Origin of the sequence: Cellulosimicrobium sp. KWT-B, from assembly GCF_002127155.1 — a bacterium.
GTDB classification, from domain to species: domain Bacteria; phylum Actinomycetota; class Actinomycetes; order Actinomycetales; family Cellulomonadaceae; genus Cellulosimicrobium; species Cellulosimicrobium funkei.
This window is the reverse complement of record NZ_NEDO01000001.1, coordinates 723,087-739,904: the sequence shown is the minus strand read 5'-3', so window position 1 is coordinate 739,904 and position 16,818 is coordinate 723,087. Positions and strand designations below refer to the sequence as shown.

Sequence of the window (16,818 nt, the reverse complement as noted above, 5' to 3'; positions counted from 1 at the left end):
GGAACGCCCCCCGGCCGGCGCTAGGCCTGCCCGGGTAGTGGGATTGCTGGCGCCTCGCTGCTGCCGCGAAGCTCCTCTCCGTCCTCGATCAGGTCGATAAGGTACAAACATGCGGCTCGCGCGACAAAAAGTGATAGATGAACTGCAGCCATTAGCCGATCGGCGTCGATCGTGCTGTAGGAATCGGTTGTTGGCCCCGTCGGAACACCATGCGTTAGATAGACGATCCTGTGAGTCCCAGCGTTACGGAGGGTCTTTCCGACCGCGTATATGCCGGGCGCTTCTCCGCCGAGCCCTTCGAGGTCAATGGCTAGTTCTGCGAGTGCATGAACCGCGGACATTCGGTCGGCCGGTGCGGGCAGTCCTTGCCGTATCGCCCCGGTCTTGCCATCTCGCCAGAAGTTAGAGAATGTCACCTTACTCGGCGGAACTCCACATCCGAAGTGGTCATTTGCCGCGACCGCTATCTTGTCGAGAACGTCAAGTGTGCATCGCTGAGCCAGTACAAGCATGGCTGGGGTCTGGCCGAATAGCGAGCCGTCGCCGAGTTCGGGATAGGTGCCCGTGTCGCTAGGGTGCTGCGAATAGAGCGATTCGAGCAGCATGCGCCCACCGTCGTAGGCTAGTTTACGGGCCACTAAGAACTCAGCCTTTATACTGGCGAACCCACCAAAAATCCGTGGCGGATCAGGCTCGCCCGGTCGAACATGAACCCGGTTGACGGTTGCGGAATCCCAACGCGGATCGTCAGACCCGAGCCCTTCCACCACTTCCGAAAGTGCGAGTCGATGGCGAGTCACCCATCGCTCGTATTCACCGCCGGTCCCAGAGTGAAGCAGATGTCCTTCCGTTGGGATCAACTTCATGCTCGCCCATCGTTGGGCCGTTTCTTTCCCTGCGATGGCCTCGGTCTCGGTAAGGCGCAACTGTGCCGCTTTGACCAGCTCATTGTAAACGGCCGCGAGATGGCCGCTGTGTCCCCGGCCCGAGTAGATTCTGCGACGCAACAGCTCTGCGGCATTCCCCAACGCGTTTCCGTTGGTGGGGTCAAGTCGGATTGCTTCATCGTACGTGTCGTAGGCCTCAACCCAACGGCCCGCATCGTCGAGTGCGTTGGCGAGATTGCACAGAGCCATCGCTCGGGTTCGCCCATCGACCAATCCATCGTGGCCGACGGTGCTAAACAGCCTTCTCGCTTCGAGAAATTGCCTGCGCTCGGCCCAAAGGGCCACCTGGCGCTTTCCGGCATCGTTTCGAGTGCCGATTGCGGCCAGCGCGGCCCGAGCGTTCGCGACGTTGTAGTGTGCCTGTGCTTGGAGATGCCTCGACTGGGCCCAAGCGTCCGCTGCCTCTTCCGCCCATGAGAGGCCAAGCCTCAGGCCTTCTGGCTTGCCTAGGCGATTCGACGCATTGATTTGTAGCGAAGAGGCTCGAAAGTACAGATCGCCTCGCACCGGGTCGGGGATCGCCAGGTTCTTGAACTTATCGACGGCTTGAAGGACGCCCGCGAGCGTGACTGCGGGCATGCTCTCGGCATGTCTGGCTGCCCGTTCGAGCTCGCGATGGGCCGCCTGCTGGACACGGGACGCTTGGCGGTCATCGATCATTGGAAGTCCTTCCGCAGGCTCGGTAAGTGCAGAGTGTAGACTTGGCGTATAACTACCCCCCGGATTCGGCATGGGAGGCCTGGCGTGGCTCGACCACGAATGAAACTCGGAGAGTGGGGCAACGTTGCCACCACGCCCCAGCTCTTGGCCGACGACGGCAAGTACCGTGCCGCGCCCGCCGGGACGCGGAAGGCGGACCGCTGGCGCGCCCGCGCCAAGGTGCGCGACATGGATGGCATCGTTCGTGACGTCGAGCGCTACGGCGCCACGAAGGTCGAAGCGCGGCGCCTGCTTGAAGAGGCGCTGCGTGAGCGCGTCACCCCAGTGATGAAGGGCGCCATCACCCCGGCGACCACGTTCTCGGAACTGGCCGCGGAGTGGGAGGAAGAGCTCCAGGGCGACGAGTCACGGTCACCCAACACGAAGGCCGTGTACTCGTCGATCTTGCGCCGGTACATCACGGGCAGCCCCACCGACCCGAAGTCTCGGGGCCCGCTCGCGGGCTGGACCGTGCGCGAGCTGAACGTGGCCGCGATCAATCGGGCACTCCAGGACATCAACAAGGAGGGCGGGCCGGCGGTCGCCAAGACCGCCCGCACCGTCCTGTCCGGCATCCTCGGGCTCGCCGTCCGCAACGGAGCCATCCCCGCCAACCCGGTTCGTGAAGTCGACCGGATCAAGCGCAAGGGTGCCCCGAAGCGGAAGGGAACTGCCCGCGACACCACGCGCGCGTTCACGGAGGAGGAGCGTGCGGCGGTGCTGACGTTCATGGACACCGACGAGCACGCGTTGGCCCACGACTTGGGCGACCTGATGGCGTTCCTGGCGGGCACGGGTGCGCGTCTGGGCGAGGCGTGCGCCCTGAGGTGGTCGCGGGTCTTCCTCGACAATGGGCGGGCCACAGCGCGCATCGACGCCACCCTTGTACGCGTCCCGGGGGAGGGCGTCTCTATCCAGGAGGGCACGAAGACGAAGCGTCACGCGTCCGACTCCAGTCGCCGTGTCGTGCAGTTGCCTGAGTGGTTGGCGGACCGGCTACGCGTCCGCCGAGACACGATGGAACACACGCTGCCGGATGACGTGGTGTTCCCGTCCCCGGGCGGGAAGCTCCGCGACCCGTCGAACACGACGAAGACGATCCGTCGCATGCTGGACCGGGCCGGATTCGATTGGGCGACGTCGCACACGTTCCGACGCACGGCGGCCACACTCATGGATCAGCGGGGCCTGACCGCGCGGGAGATTGCCGGCCAGCTCGGGCACGCGTCCCCGTCGATCACGACGGACGTGTACATGGACCGTCGGCCCGCCACGACGCGCGCGGCGGAAGTGCTCTAGGTCGTTCTATCTCGCGAGCGGGTAGCGGATGCTGCACGGTGGGTACTGCGGCGCCATGGTGCTGCGGGGGCTACACCGGGTCGTGAAGAAGACCGCGATTCGGGGTGCTCTCCGTGGCGGCGCGGGCGAGCACAGCGGGAGCGACGAGAGCAGAGGCTGTGCATGAGCGTCATCGAGAAGTGGGTCAATGTTGACTGTCCGGGCTGTGGTTCAAGCGCGCGGGCGAGAGTTCAGCACATCATCAGCTGGGGTGCGATACCTGGGACCGCCGTGCCGCACCGCGTCAGCATCTTGTGCGTCCATCGGTGCGCCGTGCCCGACAGCTATGCGCGCGTTGCGGTGCGACGGTGCCCTGAGTGTGGCGCCGACGTCGCGTGAGGGATGACGCCCGTGCGCGCCCGCCAGGAACCGCGTTACCGGGGGGTTTCCAGGGGATTTAGTGGCCTACTCTCCGCCGGAGAGGCCAGAAACGTTGCAATTACAGGGCTTCTAGTGGGCCCCGTGGGGTTCGAACCCACAACCTACGGATTAAAAGTCCGCAGCTCTGCCGATTGAGCTAGAGGCCCTGGACGTCGGTGGCGTCCACGCACAGGCTACCCGCGCCCCGCCGTCGGCAGTCCCGACCGAGTTCGGCAGCCCCGACCCAGATCGGCACGTGCGACTGCCGAACGCGGCAGTACGTGCCGACCCCGGCAGTACGTGCCGACCCCGGCAGAACGTGCCGACCCCGGCAGTACGTGCCGACCCCGGCAGTATGTGCCGAACTCAGACGCCGACCCCCGCGGGCGCGCACCCTATGCGGTGCTCTGCGACGTGTCACCCGCGGTCTTGCTCCGTGAGAAATTTGGTGAGAACCGGGCGTTTCGCTTGCGACGGTCGCGGGTTCTTGTTTCGGTGGAGAAGACCGAGGAGCCCGCGGGAGGGTGCACCGACGGCAGGTCACGCCGGCCAGGCGTGGGCCGCACGGACGTGTCCCGCAGGTTCCGCCCGGCGACGAGAGGAGCTCTCGTGCTTACCCTGACCGACAACGCCCGTACCGCTGTCCACGACCTGCAGACCCAGGCCGGCGTCCCCGAGGGAGGCGGTCTGCGGATCGCCGAGTCGGCGGACCAGGCGGGCAGCTTCGAGCTCGCGCTCGTCCCCGCCCCGCAGCCCGACGACACGGTCGTGGAGAACGGCGAGGCGAAGGTGTTCGTGGAGTCCGCCACGGCCCCGACCCTCGCGAACCTCACGCTCGACACGGACCCGAACGCGCAGGGACCGGCGTTCGTCCTGACGCCGCAGGGCTGACGGGACGCTCCCGGCGCTCGCGCCGGACCCCATCGACGACGCGTCCTCCTCCTCCAGGCGCGTCCTCGGTCCCACGACGGGCCGCTCGCTCCGGCGGGCGGCCCGTCGTCGTGTCTCGACCGGCCTGCGAGGGTCGCGCTACCGGGGTGCGACCGGTACGCGAGGGTCAGGCGGCGGGCCCGACGATCCACGACCCGCCGAGCACGGCGGCGCCGACCGTCACGACGAGGAACACCCCGACCCAGAACAGGCCGGGCAGGCGGGTGAGGCGCGCGAGGATGTCGGCGTCGGAGGTGCTCGCCCGGCCGCGCGACCGCTCGGACTGCAGCTCCAGCACCGGCCGCACGGCGCCCAGCAGCAGGAACCACGTCACGGCGTAGGCGACGGCGCTCTGCACGGGCGGCGTCGCCCACCAGGACACCCCGACGAGCGCGGCGCCGGTGACGAGCACGGACCAGAGCCCGAACCAGTTGCGGATCTGCAGCAGCATGAGGGCGAGCAGCATGACGAGCAGCCACAGCAGCCCGACGGCGTACCCCTGGCGGAGCAGCGCGGCGGCGCCCAGGCCGATGAGGCCGGGGCCGACGTACCCCATGAACGCGGTGAGGACCATGCCGAACCCGCGGGGGCGCCCGGACGAGACGGTGAGCCCCGACGTGTCGGAGTGCAGGCGGATGCCCGCGAGCCGACGCCCCGTGAGCAGGGCCGCGAGCGCGTGCGACGCCTCGTGCGCGATGGTCACGACGTGCCGGGCCACGCGCCACACGGGCGTGACGAGCACGACGACGAGCGCGAGGACGCCCATCGCGACGACCACGGCGGCCGCCGGGGGAGGGACGGGCGTCGTCGCCGCGTCCCACACCTGCCCGACGACGTCCCCCACGGACGCGGCGACGTCACCGCCCGTCGTGGAGGCGTCGTCGGGCGCTCCCGCGACCTCGCCTCGGGGGAGGGCGGGCAGGACGGTGAGGGCGTTCGCCAGGGCGTGCACGCGCGACATTCCACCACAGGGCCCTGTGCCCGAGGGTGCCGAGACGCACCTCACCCGGCCGCCCGTCGTCGGGCATGAGACACTGGACGTTCGAGGGCAGCGCGATCCCGCGCGCCCGGCGTCGTGGAGATCCCCCCGGATTGCGTGCGGCGGACCCCGACCTTGAGCCCCGAGAGGCCCATCACCTGTGACTTCCTTTGCCGACTTCGGCCTGCCCACCCCTGTCGTGCGCGAGCTCTCGCGCCAGGGCATCGACTCCCCGTTCCCCATCCAGACCGCCACGCTGCCCGACTCGCTGAAGGGCCGTGACGTCCTCGGCCGCGGCCGCACCGGCTCCGGCAAGACGCTCGCGTTCTCGCTGCCCACCGTCGCCCGCCTGTCGTGGGCGAAGTCGTCGCGCCACCCGCGCCGGCCCCGTGCGCTCGTGCTGTGCCCGACGCGCGAGCTCGCCAACCAGATCAACGCCACGATGGAGCCGGTCGCCAAGGCGCTCGGGCTCGTGACGACGACGATCTTCGGCGGCGTCGCGCAGTCGCGCCAGGTCGCCGCGCTCGACAAGGGCGCCGACATCGTCATCGCGTGCCCGGGCCGCCTGGAGGACCTCCTCAACCAGCGCCTGCTCACGCTCGACGGCATCGAGATCACCGTGCTCGACGAGGCCGACCACATGGCCGACCTCGGGTTCCTGCCGGGCGTGAAGCGCATCATGGACAAGACGCCGAAGCAGGGGCAGCGCATGCTGTTCTCCGCGACGCTGGACAACGGCGTGGACCAGCTGGTCAAGCGCTACCTCAGCAACCCGGTGCGCCACTCGGTGGACGACGCCGCGGCCGCGCCCCCGCAGATGACGCACCACATCCTCGCGGTGCGCGACGCGGACGCGAAGAAGCAGATCGTGCACGAGCTCGCCTCGGGCACGGGCCGCCGCGTGCTGTTCATGCGCACCAAGCACCAGGCGAAGAAGCTCGCGAAGCAGCTCACCGCGGCGGGCGTGCCCGCCGTCGACCTGCACGGCAACCTCGGCCAGGGCGCGCGCGAGCGCAACCTCGAGGCGTTCTCGTCGGGCGCGGTCAAGGTGCTCGTCGCCACGGACATCGCGGCGCGCGGCATCCACGTCGACGACGTGGAGCTCGTCGTGCACGTCGACCCGCCGGCGGAGCACAAGGCGTACCTGCACCGCTCGGGCCGCACCGCCCGCGCCGGGTCGGAGGGCGTCGTCGTCACCGTCATGCTCCCGGAGCAGCGCGGCGACGTGCGCGACCTCACGCGCAAGGCGAAGATCACGGCCCAGCCGCAGCCGGTCGCCCCGGGCGACGCGACGATCAAGGGGCTCGTCGGTGAGGTCGCGGAGTACGTGCGCCCGTCCGACATCACGCCGCCGCAGACGCAGGCGAAGCGCGGCACGGGCTCGTCCAACGGCGGGTCGCGCGCGTCGCGCCGTGGTCGTGGCGGCCAGGGCGGCGCACGTCCGGCCGCGCAGCCCGCGGGCCAGGGCACGACGGCGGCGCGCGGCCAGGGCGGTCAGCGCCCGGCGCAGCGCCCGGCGGGTGCGGGTCGCCCCGAGGGCGGCGCCCGGGACGGCCGCGGCACGTCGGGCACCGGGAACGGCGCAGCGGGCCAGGGCGGCGGCCGCCGTCGCGGTGGCCGCGGCCGCGCGCAGCGCCCCGCCGGCGGGTCGAGCACCGTCTACTCGACCTCCAGCCCGCGCTGACGCCTGCACGCAGCGGGTGGGGCGGGGCGGGAACACGGGAGCGGTCGGCGTGGTTGGGACGGTCGGAGGTGGACCATGACCAGCCAGACCCACGAGAACCAGCCCTACGAGGTCGTGAAGACCGACGACGAGTGGCGCGCCGAGCTGTCCCCGCAGGAGTACGCCGTGCTGCGGCAGGCCGGGACCGAGCGCGCGTGGACGGGCGAGCTGCTCGACGAGAAGCGCGTCGGCGTCTATGCGTGTCGGGCGTGCGGGAACGAGCTGTTCCGCTCCGACACGAAGTTCGACTCGCACTGCGGGTGGCCGAGCTTCTTCAGCCCGCTCGCGGGCGACCGCGTCGAGCTGCTCACCGACCGCAGCCACGGCATGGTGCGCACCGAGGTGCGCTGTGCGCGCTGCGGCTCGCACCTGGGCCACGTGTTCGACGACGCGCCCCAGACCCCGACGGGCGACCGGTTCTGCATGAACTCGGTCAGCCTGACGTTCGAGGCCGGCGCGGAGTAGCCGACCGGGCGCCGACGCCCGCGTCGACAGCGCACGCGAGCGCCACGCCCACCAGATAGCAGACCAGGTCCCGCACCGCGAACGTGCTGCCCAGCAGCCACGCCGCGGGCGGGACCGCGTCGTTCACGGCGGCGGCGACGCCCGTCGCCTGGAGCGCCTCGACCGCCCAGCACCACCCCAGCGCGACGGCGCCCGCCACGAGCGGGCGCACGCGCGGCGCCACGAGGACCACGAGGACGAAGGTCGCGACGGCGTAGAGCACGTCGCCGCCGACGTCGCCCCACGGGTCGGGGACGCGCGTCGCGACGACGAGTCCCGCCACCACGACGAGCGCGAGGACGAGCGCGACGACGGGCCGCCGTCGGACCCGGGCCGCCCCGCGACCGCGCGGGGCGGCGTGGGGCGGGCGGGCGCCGTCGGGCACGGTCATGCCGCGCCGGGGGCCAGGGTCACCGGTTGGCGGCCCAGCGCACGACGTCCTCGGAGTACCGGTGCAGGAGCGTCGCGAGCGTCGCGACGTCGCGCTGGTCCCAGCCCTCCAGCGCCTCGGTGATCGACGTGACCCGCCCGCTGTGCGCCGCGTGGAGGCGGGCCTCGCCGTCGGGCGTCAGGGTGATGAGCTGGCCGCGCGAGTCGTCGGGGTCGACCTCGCGCGCGACGAGGCCGAGGTCGTGCAGGCGGCTGAGCTGGCGGGAGATCGTCGCGCGCCCCACGCCGAACTGCGCCGCGAGCTCCGAGCCGCGGACCCCGGGGTGGTCGGCGATGTGGGCGAGCAGCGGGTAGGCGCTCGCCTCGAGGTCGGGGTGGATGCGGCGGGCCATCCCCGTGGCGACCGCGCCCGCGCGGCGCAGCAGGATCCGCAGCTCGCGTTCGAGGTCGACGTACGCGTCGTCGTCGACGTGCGCGGTGTCGGGAGCGGGGCGGGCCGGAGCGGTCTCGGGGGGCACAGGGCCATCATGGCGCGAAGGGCACGGCCCGGTCACCTTCCTCCCCGGAACCTCACCCGCGCGGGGCGACGGGAGTTCCCGGCGCACGACCGAGGGGGTGGCCCCGGACGGTCCGGGACCACCCCCTCGGGGTGTGTCGGCGGTGCCCCCGTGCGGCGGGGACGCCGACCTCAGCGCGACCGGCGTGCGGTCGCCTCGTCGTCGACCACGCCCGCGGGCTCGTAGGCACCGAGCAGCGTGGACTCCGTCTCCTCCGCGAGGGTCACGCGACCGGGGGTCGCGTCGACGGGGGCGTCCGTGCCGAGCAGGGCCGCCTCCTTCTCGAGGCGCTCCTGGAGGCCGGTCTTGGTGCCGAGCGGCACCTCCTTGAGGAACGACACGGCGATGAGCGCGACGAGCGCGAGCGGCACCGCGACGAGGAAGATCTCGGCGATCCCGTCGCCGTAGGACTTCTCCACGAGGTCCTTGATCGGCGCGGGCAGGGTCGAGACGTCGGGCACGGCGTTGCCGCCGCCCATCGAGCCTGCCGGGACGCCGAGCTGCGCGAGGCCGTCCTGGATCGACGTCGTGACCTTGTTCGCGAGCACCGCGCCGAGCACGGACACGCCGATCGCGCCGCCGAGGCTGCGGAAGAACGCGACGGTCGAGGTCCCGGCGCCCATCTCCTCCACGGCGAGCGTGTTCTGCACGGCGAGCACGAGGTTCTGCATGAGCATGCCCATGCTCACGCCGAGGAAGAACAGGTAGACGCTGATGAGCGTGAAGCTCGTGTGGTAGTCGATCGTCGACAGCGCGAAGAGCGAGGCGACGAGGACCGCGCCACCGGTGACCATGAAGGCCTTGTAGCGGCCGTAGCGCGTGATGAGCTGGCCGAAGAGGGTCGACGCGACGAACGTGCCGACGATCATCGGGATCGTGAGGAGGCCGGACTCGGTCGGCGTCTTGCCCCGCGCGACCTGCATGTACTGGCTGAGGAACACGGCGGTCCCGAACATCGCGACGCCGACCGCGACGGACGCGACGACCGCGAGGACGAACGTGCGGTTCTTGAACAGGTGCAGCGGGATGAGCGGCTCGGGCGTCACGCGCTCGACGAGCACGGCACCCACGAGCGCGACGACCGCGCCGCCGACCATCGCGAAGGTCTGCCACGAGAGCCACTCGAAGTTCTGCCCGGCGAACGTGACCCACAGCAGGAGCGAGGACACGCCGGCGCTGATGAGGATCGCGCCCCAGTAGTCGATCCGGACGACGCGGCGCGCGACCTTCGGCAGGTGCAGCGTGCGCTGGAGGACGACGATCGCGGCGATGGCGAACGGCAGGCCGACGAAGAAGTTGAGGCGCCAGCTCACGGCGTCGGTGAGGACGCCGCCGAGGAGCGGCCCGCCGATCTGGCTGACGGCCATGATGCCGCCCATGAGGCCCATGAACTTGCCGCGCTCGCGCGGCGAGATGATGTCGGTGATGAGCACCGTGGCGAGCGCCATGAGGCCACCGGCGCCGATGCCCTGGAAGGCGCGCAGCGCGATGAGGGTGCCGACGTTCTGCGAGAGCCCCGCGAGCGCGGAGGACACGACCGCGACGACGAGCGCGATCTGGATGAGGACCTTGCGGTTGGTGAGGTCGGCGAGCTTGCCCCAGATGGGGGTCGAGATCGTCATGGCGAGGAGGGTCGAGGTGACGACCCACGTGTACGACGACTGCGAGCCGTCGAGGTCGCTGACGATCTTCGGGAGGGAGCTCGAGACGATCGAGCTCGCGAGGATCGCGACGAACATGCCGAGGAGGATCCCGGAGAGGGACTCCATGACCTCGCGGCGGGTCATCGGTGCGGGGGCGCCGGCGCTGCCGGGCGGTGCGGTGCGTTCTGCGGGGGTGCTGGTCATCAGGCGCTGGGTTCCTTGCTCACGAGGCCGGGACGGGGCGCACGTGTCGGGGGGCGGTGTCAGGTGGTCGGGGGCCGGTCCGCGGTGCGGCCGGTGGTCGGGGCGCGTGCCCGACGGCGCGGGGCCGCCGGGCGCCGTCGGTCACCCGGTGGTGCGGGGCGAGTCGTGGACCGCGACGACCGCCGCGGCGACGCGCTCGATGTGGCGCGTGGCCTCGACGATCTCCTCGTCGCCCCAGTCCGCGAATGTCGTCGCGGCGAGGACGTCGATGTGCTCGTACGCCCGCACCAGGAGCGCGCGGCCCGCCTCGGTGAGCTCGACGGTCCGGGCCCGCCGGTCGTCGTCGTCCACCGTGCGGCGCACGAGGCCCGCGTCGACCAGGTGGCTCACCTGGCGGCTCGCGACGGAGAGGTCGACCCGGAGCTTCGCCGCGACGTCCCCGAGCTGGACGGGGCCGCAGTGCTGGAGCATCCGGAGCAGGCCGAACGACGCCCGCGGCATGTCGAGGTCGCGGGCGATCCGGACGGCGGACTCCCGCTGGGCGCGCGCCAGGTCGTCGAGCGCGCGGACGAGTCCCGCCGCGGGGGACGGGTCCGGGGTGAGTACGGGGTCCGCGACGTCGGTCGCGGGAAGGGCGGTCACAGGCACAGGCACTCCTTGGTTGCTGCAGGCAAGCATACTCCGCGAAGTTGCTTTCAGCAACCATTGTGTGGGGCAAGGAATTCCCGGCGTGAGAGGCGGTGGTGCGAACGACGGAGCCCGGGCCCGTCCCCGTCGTCGCAGCGGCGTGGGAGGACCCGGGCTCGGCGGGGACCGGGAGGAGAGGTCAGCGCCCGGAGCGGCTCTTGGCCTGGTCGCCCATGTCCTCCAGCTCGACACCCTTCGTCTCCGGCACCTTGCTCAGGACGAAGACGAACGAGAGCGCCGCGAAGATCGCGTACATCAGGTAGGGGATCGAGGCGCCGAAGGCGGCGAGCATCGGCGGGAACGTCAGGGTGATGGCGAAGTTCGCCAGCCACTGCGCCATGGCCGCCACGCCCAGGGCGGCGGCCCGGATCCGGTTCGGGAACATCTCGCCCAGGAGGACCCAGACGAGCGGGCCCCACGACGCCCCGAAGAACACGACGAACGCGTTCGCGGCCACGAGGGCGATCGGGCCCCACGGGTCCGGCAGGCTGATGTTGTCCCCGCTCCCGCTGGCCTGCGTGAAGGCGAGCGCCATGATCCCGAGCGAGAGGGTCATGCCGGCCGAACCGATGAGCAGGATCGGGCGCCGCCCCACCTTGTCGACGAGCGCGATCGCGATGAACGTCACCGCGACGTTCGTCACGGACGTGATCGTCGAGACGAGGAACGACTGGCTCTCGTCGAAGCCGACGGCCTGCCACAGCGTCGTCGAGTAGTAGAAGATCACGTTGATCCCGACGAACTGCTGGAACACCGAGAGCAGGATGCCGACCCACACGATCGGCTTGAGGCCCAGCGCCGAGCCCTTGAGCGTGCCCTCCTGCGCGTTCTTCTCGTCGACGGCGATCGAGCGGTGGATCTGCGCGATGCGGTCGTCGACGTCCTCGTCCGGCCCGAGCACCGACTCGAGCACGGCGCGCGCCTCGTCGTCCCGGCCCTTCGCCACCAGGTACCGGGGCGACTCGGGGATGCGCAGGGCGAGGATGCCGTAGACCGCAGCGGGGACGACGCAGACGAGGAACATCCAGCGCCACGCCTCCCACCCGAGCCACAGCTCGTTGGACGCGCCGCCAGCGGTCTCCGCGAGGAGCTGGTCGGAGAGCAGCGCGGCGAAGATGCCGATCGTGATGGCGAGCTGCTGGAGCGAGCCCATGCGGCCGCGGAGGCGGGCCGGCGCGATCTCCGCGATGTACGCGGGCGCGATGACCGAGGCGATACCGATGCCGACGCCCGCCATGAACCGCCAGATGGCCAGGTCGAAGGCCGACCACGCGATCGCCGAGAGGATCGAGGAGACGAAGAACAGGACGGCGCCGAACACCATGACGCGCGTGCGGCCCCACCGGTCGGCGAGGCGGCCGCCCGACCACGCGCCGAGCGCACAGCCGAGGAGAGCGATCGCGACGACGAGGCCCGTCACCGCGGAGTCGAGGTCGAACTGGCCCTCGATCGCCGCGACGGCGCCGTTGATGACCGAGCTGTCGAACCCGAAGAGGAAGCCGCCGACGGCGGCGGCGACGGCGAGACCGATCGCCTTCCGGTGGGCGCTCCGCTCGCTCACGGTCCTCTGACCTGCTGCGCCGCTGCTCGACATCTCGCCCTCCGCTCCGTCCCGGAGCCGGTGGCAGCTCCTGTCGTCCCTCTGTCGTCACTGTAGGGCGGGGTGCGGACCGTGGCGCGGTGAACGAGGTCCAGCCCCGAGCGCCCCCTGGGAGGCTGCGCGCGGCGCGGGCCCGGGTGGAGACTGGGCGGGTGCCAGACGACGTCCCCACCCCCGGAGCCCGGCCCGACCCCGGTCGGTCCGACCGCACGCAGCGCCCCCGGCGCCCCGCCATGCTCGACCCGCGCGACGCCGACGAGCTGCCCGGCGAGCTCGACCCCGCGCTCCGCGACCGGGTCGCGCACACCACCGCGCACGCGATCGTGCACCGCGCCCGCGACACCGAGGACCCGGAGGTCGTCGAGCGGCTCGTCCACCTCGTCGAGACCGAGGGCCTCGACGTCGTGGCCGGCCTGTGGTCCGACGCCGCGCCCAACTCCCTGCCGGGGGCGCTGTGGCGGCTCTACGTGCTGCGCGAGTGGGTGCGTCGCGACCCGCAGACCGTCACCCTCCGCTATCGGCTCGGCGTCGACGCGGCGCCCGTCCACGAGGCGATCGCGGGCGTGCCCCGGCCGCCGGGGCCGCAGGACGTGCGCGACCTCGCCGACGCGGTGCTGTCCGGCGTCTTCACGGGCGACCTCGCGGTCGCGCTCGAGCGCGCGGGGTCGTTCTGCCGCATCCTCGCCACCGGCGCCGCGTTCGACGCCGACGCCCGCGAGGTCGCCGACCCCGACGGCGCCCTGCGCACGACCCGCGGCGCGGGCTCGCTGCTGCGGACGGCCCAGGAGCTCGAGCACGCCGCCGAGCTCTGGCGCGCCGACCGCCTCGACTGAGCGCGCGCTCCTCCCCGCTGCGGAGGCCCCGGTCGTCGCCGAGCAGGCGAACCTGGCGTGTCCGTGCCACCTGACGCGCCCAGACCGCCTGCTCGACCGACCGGAACCTCCTGGTCGGGCCCGTCGGGACCCCGCGGGCGCGAGGGTGCGGGATGGGCGGCGCGCCCGCACGGCGGGCGGGGGCGGTCTCGCGGAGCGCGAACACGGGTACCCCGACCGGGGTGCGGCACGTACGATGGATCTCGACGCCGGGCCGCGGTAGCCCCGGGCTCCACACTCAGCCGCTACGAGCGGCCACGCGCCGAGAGGCGCTCCCGGTCCGGCGTCACTACTTCCCCCGCGCGCCCACCGCGCGCCGCCTCTCGTGCGGTGCGCGGGCGCGGTGGCCGCACCGGCGACGAGGCCGGGCGCAGGCTGTGGGTGTCCTGAGCATCCGGGACCTTGGGCCCGACGATTCCAGCATCGCTCCGCGCGTCGGCTACATTTGACGAGAGTTCGACGTGCGTTCACCGAGAGATCATCCGACCAGAGATCGTGACCACCCCGGCCGTCCGGTTCCCCCGGCGGTCGAGCGGCCCCCGCGGCCGACGCCAGCTCAGACCCCTACCCCGCGTCCCTTCCGGAGCCCCCCGTGCGCCTGCGCCTGACACCGCGCGACACCTCGTTCTTCGACCTCCTCGCCGCCTCGGCGCAGCACCTGGTCACAGGGTCCACGCTCCTCGCGGAGCTGCTGGGGGCGGACCGCCCCACGCGCAAGCAGCTCGCGAAGCAGCTGAGCGAGACCGAGCACCTCGCGGACGACGCGACGCACTCGATCATGCGACGCCTCAACCAGACGTTCGTCACGCCGTTCGACCGGGACGACATCTACGCCCTCGCGTCGGCGCTCGACGACTGCATGGACTACATGGAGGAGGCGGCCGACCTCATCGTCCTCTACAAGGTCGACGAGCTCCCGGCCCGCGTGTCCGAGCAGGTCCAGGTGCTCCAGCGGGCGTCGGAGCTCACGGCCGAGGCCATGCCGCGGCTGCGCTCGATGGACGACCTCCCCGAGTACTGGGTCGAGGTCAACCGCCTGGAGAACCAGGCGGACAAGGTCCACCGCAAGCTGCTCGCCGAGCTCTTCGACGACGTGTCCGACCCGGTCCTCCTCATGAAGCTCAAGGAGATCGTGGAGGTCCTCGAGCAGGCGGCCGACGCCTTCGAGAAGGTCGCCAACACGGTCGAGACCATCGCCCTCAAGGAGTCCTGAGCCCCGTGGAGGCAGTGCTCGTCGTCGTCGTCGTGGCCTTCGCCCTGGCGTTCGACTACACGAACGGGTTCCACGACGCCGCGAACGCCATCGCGACCTCGGTGTCGACCCGGGCCCTCACACCGCGCGCGGCGCTCCTCATGGCGGCGGTGTTCAACCTCATCGGCGCGCTGCTCGGCACGGCCGTGGCGCAGACCATCGCGGAGGACATCGTCGCCGTCGGCGACGTGCCACCCCACCAGGGACTCGTCATCGTCCTGTGCGGGCTGGTCGGTGCCATCACGTGGAACCTCATCACGTGGTGGCTGGGACTGCCGTCGTCGTCGACGCACGCGATCATCGGCGGCCTCGCGGGCGTCGGCCTCGCGTCCGGGATCACGGTGCACTGGGACGCGATCCTCGACAAGGTCGTGCTCCCCATGATCTTCTCGCCGCTGATCGGCTTCGGCCTCGCGTTCGCGCTCATGGTCCTGCTGCTGTGGGTGTTCCGGAACGCGGCGCCCGCCCGGGCGTTCCGCCGGTTCCGGATCGCGCAGACGGCCTCCGCCGCCGCGATGGCGCTCGGCCACGGTCTGCAGGACGCGCAGAAGACGATGGGCGTCATCGTGCTCGCCCTCGTGGCGGGCGGGTTCCAGGACGACAACACGATCCCGCTGTGGGTCAAGCTGTCGGCCGCGACGGCGATCTCGCTCGGCACCTACGCGGGCGGCTGGCGCATCATGCGCACGCTCGGCCGCAAGATCATCGAGCTCGACCCGGCGCGCGGCTTCGTCGCCGAGTCGGTGTCCGCCGTCGTGCTCTACGCCAACGCGTTCATCTTCCACGCGCCCGTCTCGACGACGCACACCATCACCTCGGCGATCATGGGCGTCGGCGCGACCAAGCGCCTGTCCGCGGTGCGCTGGGGCGTCGCCAAGAACATCGGCGCCGCCTGGGTCCTGACGATCCCTGCCGCCGCGCTCGTCGCGGCCGTCGTCTACTGGATCCTCAGCCCCATCCTGCTCTGACCCCAGGGCACCGGCGACGCCGGTCCCCTCGCACGACGACGGCGCCCCGTCGGAGGCCTCGCGGCCGCCGGCGGGGCGTCGTCGTGCGTCCGGACGTCGCGCTCGGGAGCGCTGTCGCGGGGTCTCAGTGCAGCGGCGGGGCGACCTTCTCCGCGGCGACGACGCGCGGGCCCTTGGGCGTGCGCGCCACGTGGGCCACGATCATCTCGCCGGGCTCGAGGAACGGGTCGTGCGCGGGCAGGGCGTTCGCGACCGGCCGGCGCGAGTGCTGGCCGAGGACGTCGAGCACCGTGGGCAGCACCGGCCGGTGCGTGCACAGCACCGACGACCGCTCTGCCTCGAGCAGCTCCCGGACCGTCCGCGCGACGCGCGCGGGGGAGCGCTCGTGCTGCGCCTCGGTGAGGTGGTCGATGCTGACCGGGGCGAGCCCCGAGGCGGTCGCGTACGGCGCGATCGTCTGGGCGCAGCGGTCCCAGCGGCTCGTGACGATCGTCTCGACGCCGTAGGCCGCGAGCACCGGCACGAGCGCGACCCCCTGGGCGTGGCCCGCGGGCGTGAGCGGACGGTCCTGCTCGTCGCCGTGCCACGCCGACCGTGCCACGGCCTTGCCGTGGCGCGCGATGACGACGACGTGCGTCGCGAGCCGGCCCTCGTCGCGCTCGCGCACGAGCGCCTCGAGCGGCGCCCGGTCGGCCTGCCGCGTGAGGCGCCGCGCGGCGTCGTCCGCGGAGAGCCACGCGGCGCGGTCGATCTCCTGGGGCGACACCGGCGGGACGGGGGCGCGCGCGGCGAGCGCGCCGGCGTCGGACCGGCCAGACGCCCGGCGCGCGGCCCAGTAGTGCACGCGCTTCACGCGGCCCTCGGGCGTGAGGTACTGCAGCCCCGGGAGCGGGACGCCCAGCACGACCGGCTTGCCCGTCTCCTCGGCGACCTCGCGCGCCGCGGCCGCCTGGAACGTCTCACCCGGGTCGAGCTTGCCCTTGGGCCACGACCAGTCGTCGTAGCGCGGCCGGTGGACGAGGCGCACCTGCAGCTCGTCGTCGCGCACGCGCCACACGAGGGCACCGGCCGACTCGATGACGGGCGCGTGCGACACGTGCGTCGGGCCGAGCGTGTCCACGAGCGGCACGCCGCCGCGGAGCGCGGAGGACGGCACTCCCATCCG

Annotated in this window: 15 protein-coding genes and 1 tRNA gene; 7 read left to right on the top strand and 9 right to left on the bottom strand. The window is 71.8% G+C overall.

Features of this window, described 5'->3' with window-relative positions:
• Positions 1 to 20 precede the first annotated feature (20 nt).
• On the bottom strand, positions 21 to 1,607 hold the full coding sequence (locus B9L22_RS19540) for an LA2681 family HEPN domain-containing protein (RefSeq protein WP_158097134.1): 1,587 nt from the start codon (positions 1,605 to 1,607) through the stop codon (positions 21 to 23).
• Between the two features lie 144 nt (positions 1,608 to 1,751).
• Between B9L22_RS19540 and xerC the strand changes: the two genes are divergently transcribed.
• Entirely contained in the window at positions 1,752 to 2,945 is a 1,194-nt protein-coding gene (gene xerC, locus B9L22_RS03160) for a tyrosine recombinase XerC (RefSeq protein WP_158097133.1), read from the top strand.
• Positions 2,946 to 3,438: 493 nt separating this feature from the next.
• On the opposite strand, the gene B9L22_RS03155 is transcribed toward xerC, so the two are convergent.
• Positions 3,439 to 3,511: transfer RNA gene (locus B9L22_RS03155), tRNA-Lys, on the bottom strand.
• A gap of 442 nt (positions 3,512 to 3,953) precedes the next feature.
• Between B9L22_RS03155 and B9L22_RS03150 the strand changes: the two genes are divergently transcribed.
• Positions 3,954 to 4,235, top strand: coding sequence for an iron-sulfur cluster assembly accessory protein (locus B9L22_RS03150; RefSeq protein WP_021479822.1), 282 nt, complete (start codon positions 3,954 to 3,956; stop codon positions 4,233 to 4,235).
• A gap of 166 nt (positions 4,236 to 4,401) precedes the next feature.
• Here the strand turns inward: B9L22_RS03150 and B9L22_RS03145 are convergent, their stop codons facing one another.
• Entirely contained in the window at positions 4,402 to 5,118 is a 717-nt protein-coding gene (locus B9L22_RS03145) for a M50 family metallopeptidase (protein ID WP_233139805.1), read from the bottom strand.
• A gap of 295 nt (positions 5,119 to 5,413) precedes the next feature.
• Between B9L22_RS03145 and B9L22_RS03140 the strand changes: the two genes are divergently transcribed.
• Complete coding sequence (locus B9L22_RS03140) at positions 5,414 to 6,937, top strand: DEAD/DEAH box helicase (RefSeq protein WP_086149167.1); 1,524 nt, start codon at positions 5,414 to 5,416, stop codon at positions 6,935 to 6,937.
• 75 nt (positions 6,938 to 7,012) lie between these two features.
• Positions 7,013 to 7,441, top strand: coding sequence for a peptide-methionine (R)-S-oxide reductase MsrB (msrB, locus tag B9L22_RS03135; protein WP_034652513.1), 429 nt, complete (start codon positions 7,013 to 7,015; stop codon positions 7,439 to 7,441).
• Here the strand turns inward: msrB and B9L22_RS03130 are convergent.
• From B9L22_RS03130 to B9L22_RS03110, 5 genes are all read right to left on the bottom strand, one after another.
• Positions 7,410 to 7,871: a DUF2809 domain-containing protein gene (locus B9L22_RS03130; RefSeq protein ID WP_086149166.1), complete on the bottom strand. Its 462-nt coding sequence runs from the start codon at positions 7,869 to 7,871 to the stop codon at positions 7,410 to 7,412. The two genes, msrB and B9L22_RS03130, sit on opposite strands and share 32 nt — an antisense overlap.
• A gap of 19 nt (positions 7,872 to 7,890) precedes the next feature.
• Positions 7,891 to 8,388, bottom strand: coding sequence for a MarR family winged helix-turn-helix transcriptional regulator (locus B9L22_RS03125; protein WP_034652516.1), 498 nt, complete (start codon positions 8,386 to 8,388; stop codon positions 7,891 to 7,893).
• A 170-nt stretch (positions 8,389 to 8,558) separates the two neighbouring features.
• Positions 8,559 to 10,274, bottom strand: a complete 1,716-nt coding sequence (locus B9L22_RS03120) for an MDR family MFS transporter (RefSeq protein WP_086149165.1) — start codon at positions 10,272 to 10,274, stop codon at positions 8,559 to 8,561.
• A gap of 141 nt (positions 10,275 to 10,415) precedes the next feature.
• Positions 10,416 to 10,916, bottom strand: coding sequence for a MarR family winged helix-turn-helix transcriptional regulator (locus tag B9L22_RS03115; protein ID WP_233139662.1), 501 nt, complete (start codon positions 10,914 to 10,916; stop codon positions 10,416 to 10,418).
• Positions 10,917 to 11,100: 184 nt separating this feature from the next.
• Complete coding sequence (locus B9L22_RS03110) at positions 11,101 to 12,555, bottom strand: sugar porter family MFS transporter (protein WP_021482816.1); 1,455 nt, start codon at positions 12,553 to 12,555, stop codon at positions 11,101 to 11,103.
• A gap of 239 nt (positions 12,556 to 12,794) precedes the next feature.
• On the opposite strand from B9L22_RS03110, the gene B9L22_RS03105 reads away from it, so the two are divergent.
• The 3 genes from B9L22_RS03105 to B9L22_RS03095 all read left to right on the top strand — a co-directional run bounded on the left by B9L22_RS03105 (position 12,795) and on the right by B9L22_RS03095 (position 15,653).
• The gene (locus B9L22_RS03105) at positions 12,795 to 13,394 is read left to right on the top strand and encodes a hypothetical protein (protein WP_043655142.1); all 600 of its coding nucleotides are present in this window, start codon (positions 12,795 to 12,797) and stop codon (positions 13,392 to 13,394) included.
• A gap of 631 nt (positions 13,395 to 14,025) precedes the next feature.
• Positions 14,026 to 14,646 carry a DUF47 domain-containing protein gene (locus B9L22_RS03100; protein WP_021482999.1) on the top strand — a complete coding sequence of 207 codons (621 nt, stop codon included), beginning with the start codon at positions 14,026 to 14,028 and terminating at the stop codon, positions 14,644 to 14,646.
• Between the two features lie 5 nt (positions 14,647 to 14,651).
• A complete protein-coding gene (locus B9L22_RS03095) occupies positions 14,652 to 15,653 on the top strand; it encodes an inorganic phosphate transporter (protein WP_021482998.1) in 1,002 nt (333 codons plus the stop codon).
• 124 nt (positions 15,654 to 15,777) lie between these two features.
• Here B9L22_RS03095 and B9L22_RS03090 read toward each other — a convergent pair whose 3' ends face one another.
• A complete protein-coding gene (locus B9L22_RS03090) occupies positions 15,778 to 16,815 on the bottom strand; it encodes an NUDIX domain-containing protein (protein ID WP_081600034.1) in 1,038 nt (345 codons plus the stop codon).
• Between the last annotated feature and the right edge of the window lie 3 nt (positions 16,816 to 16,818).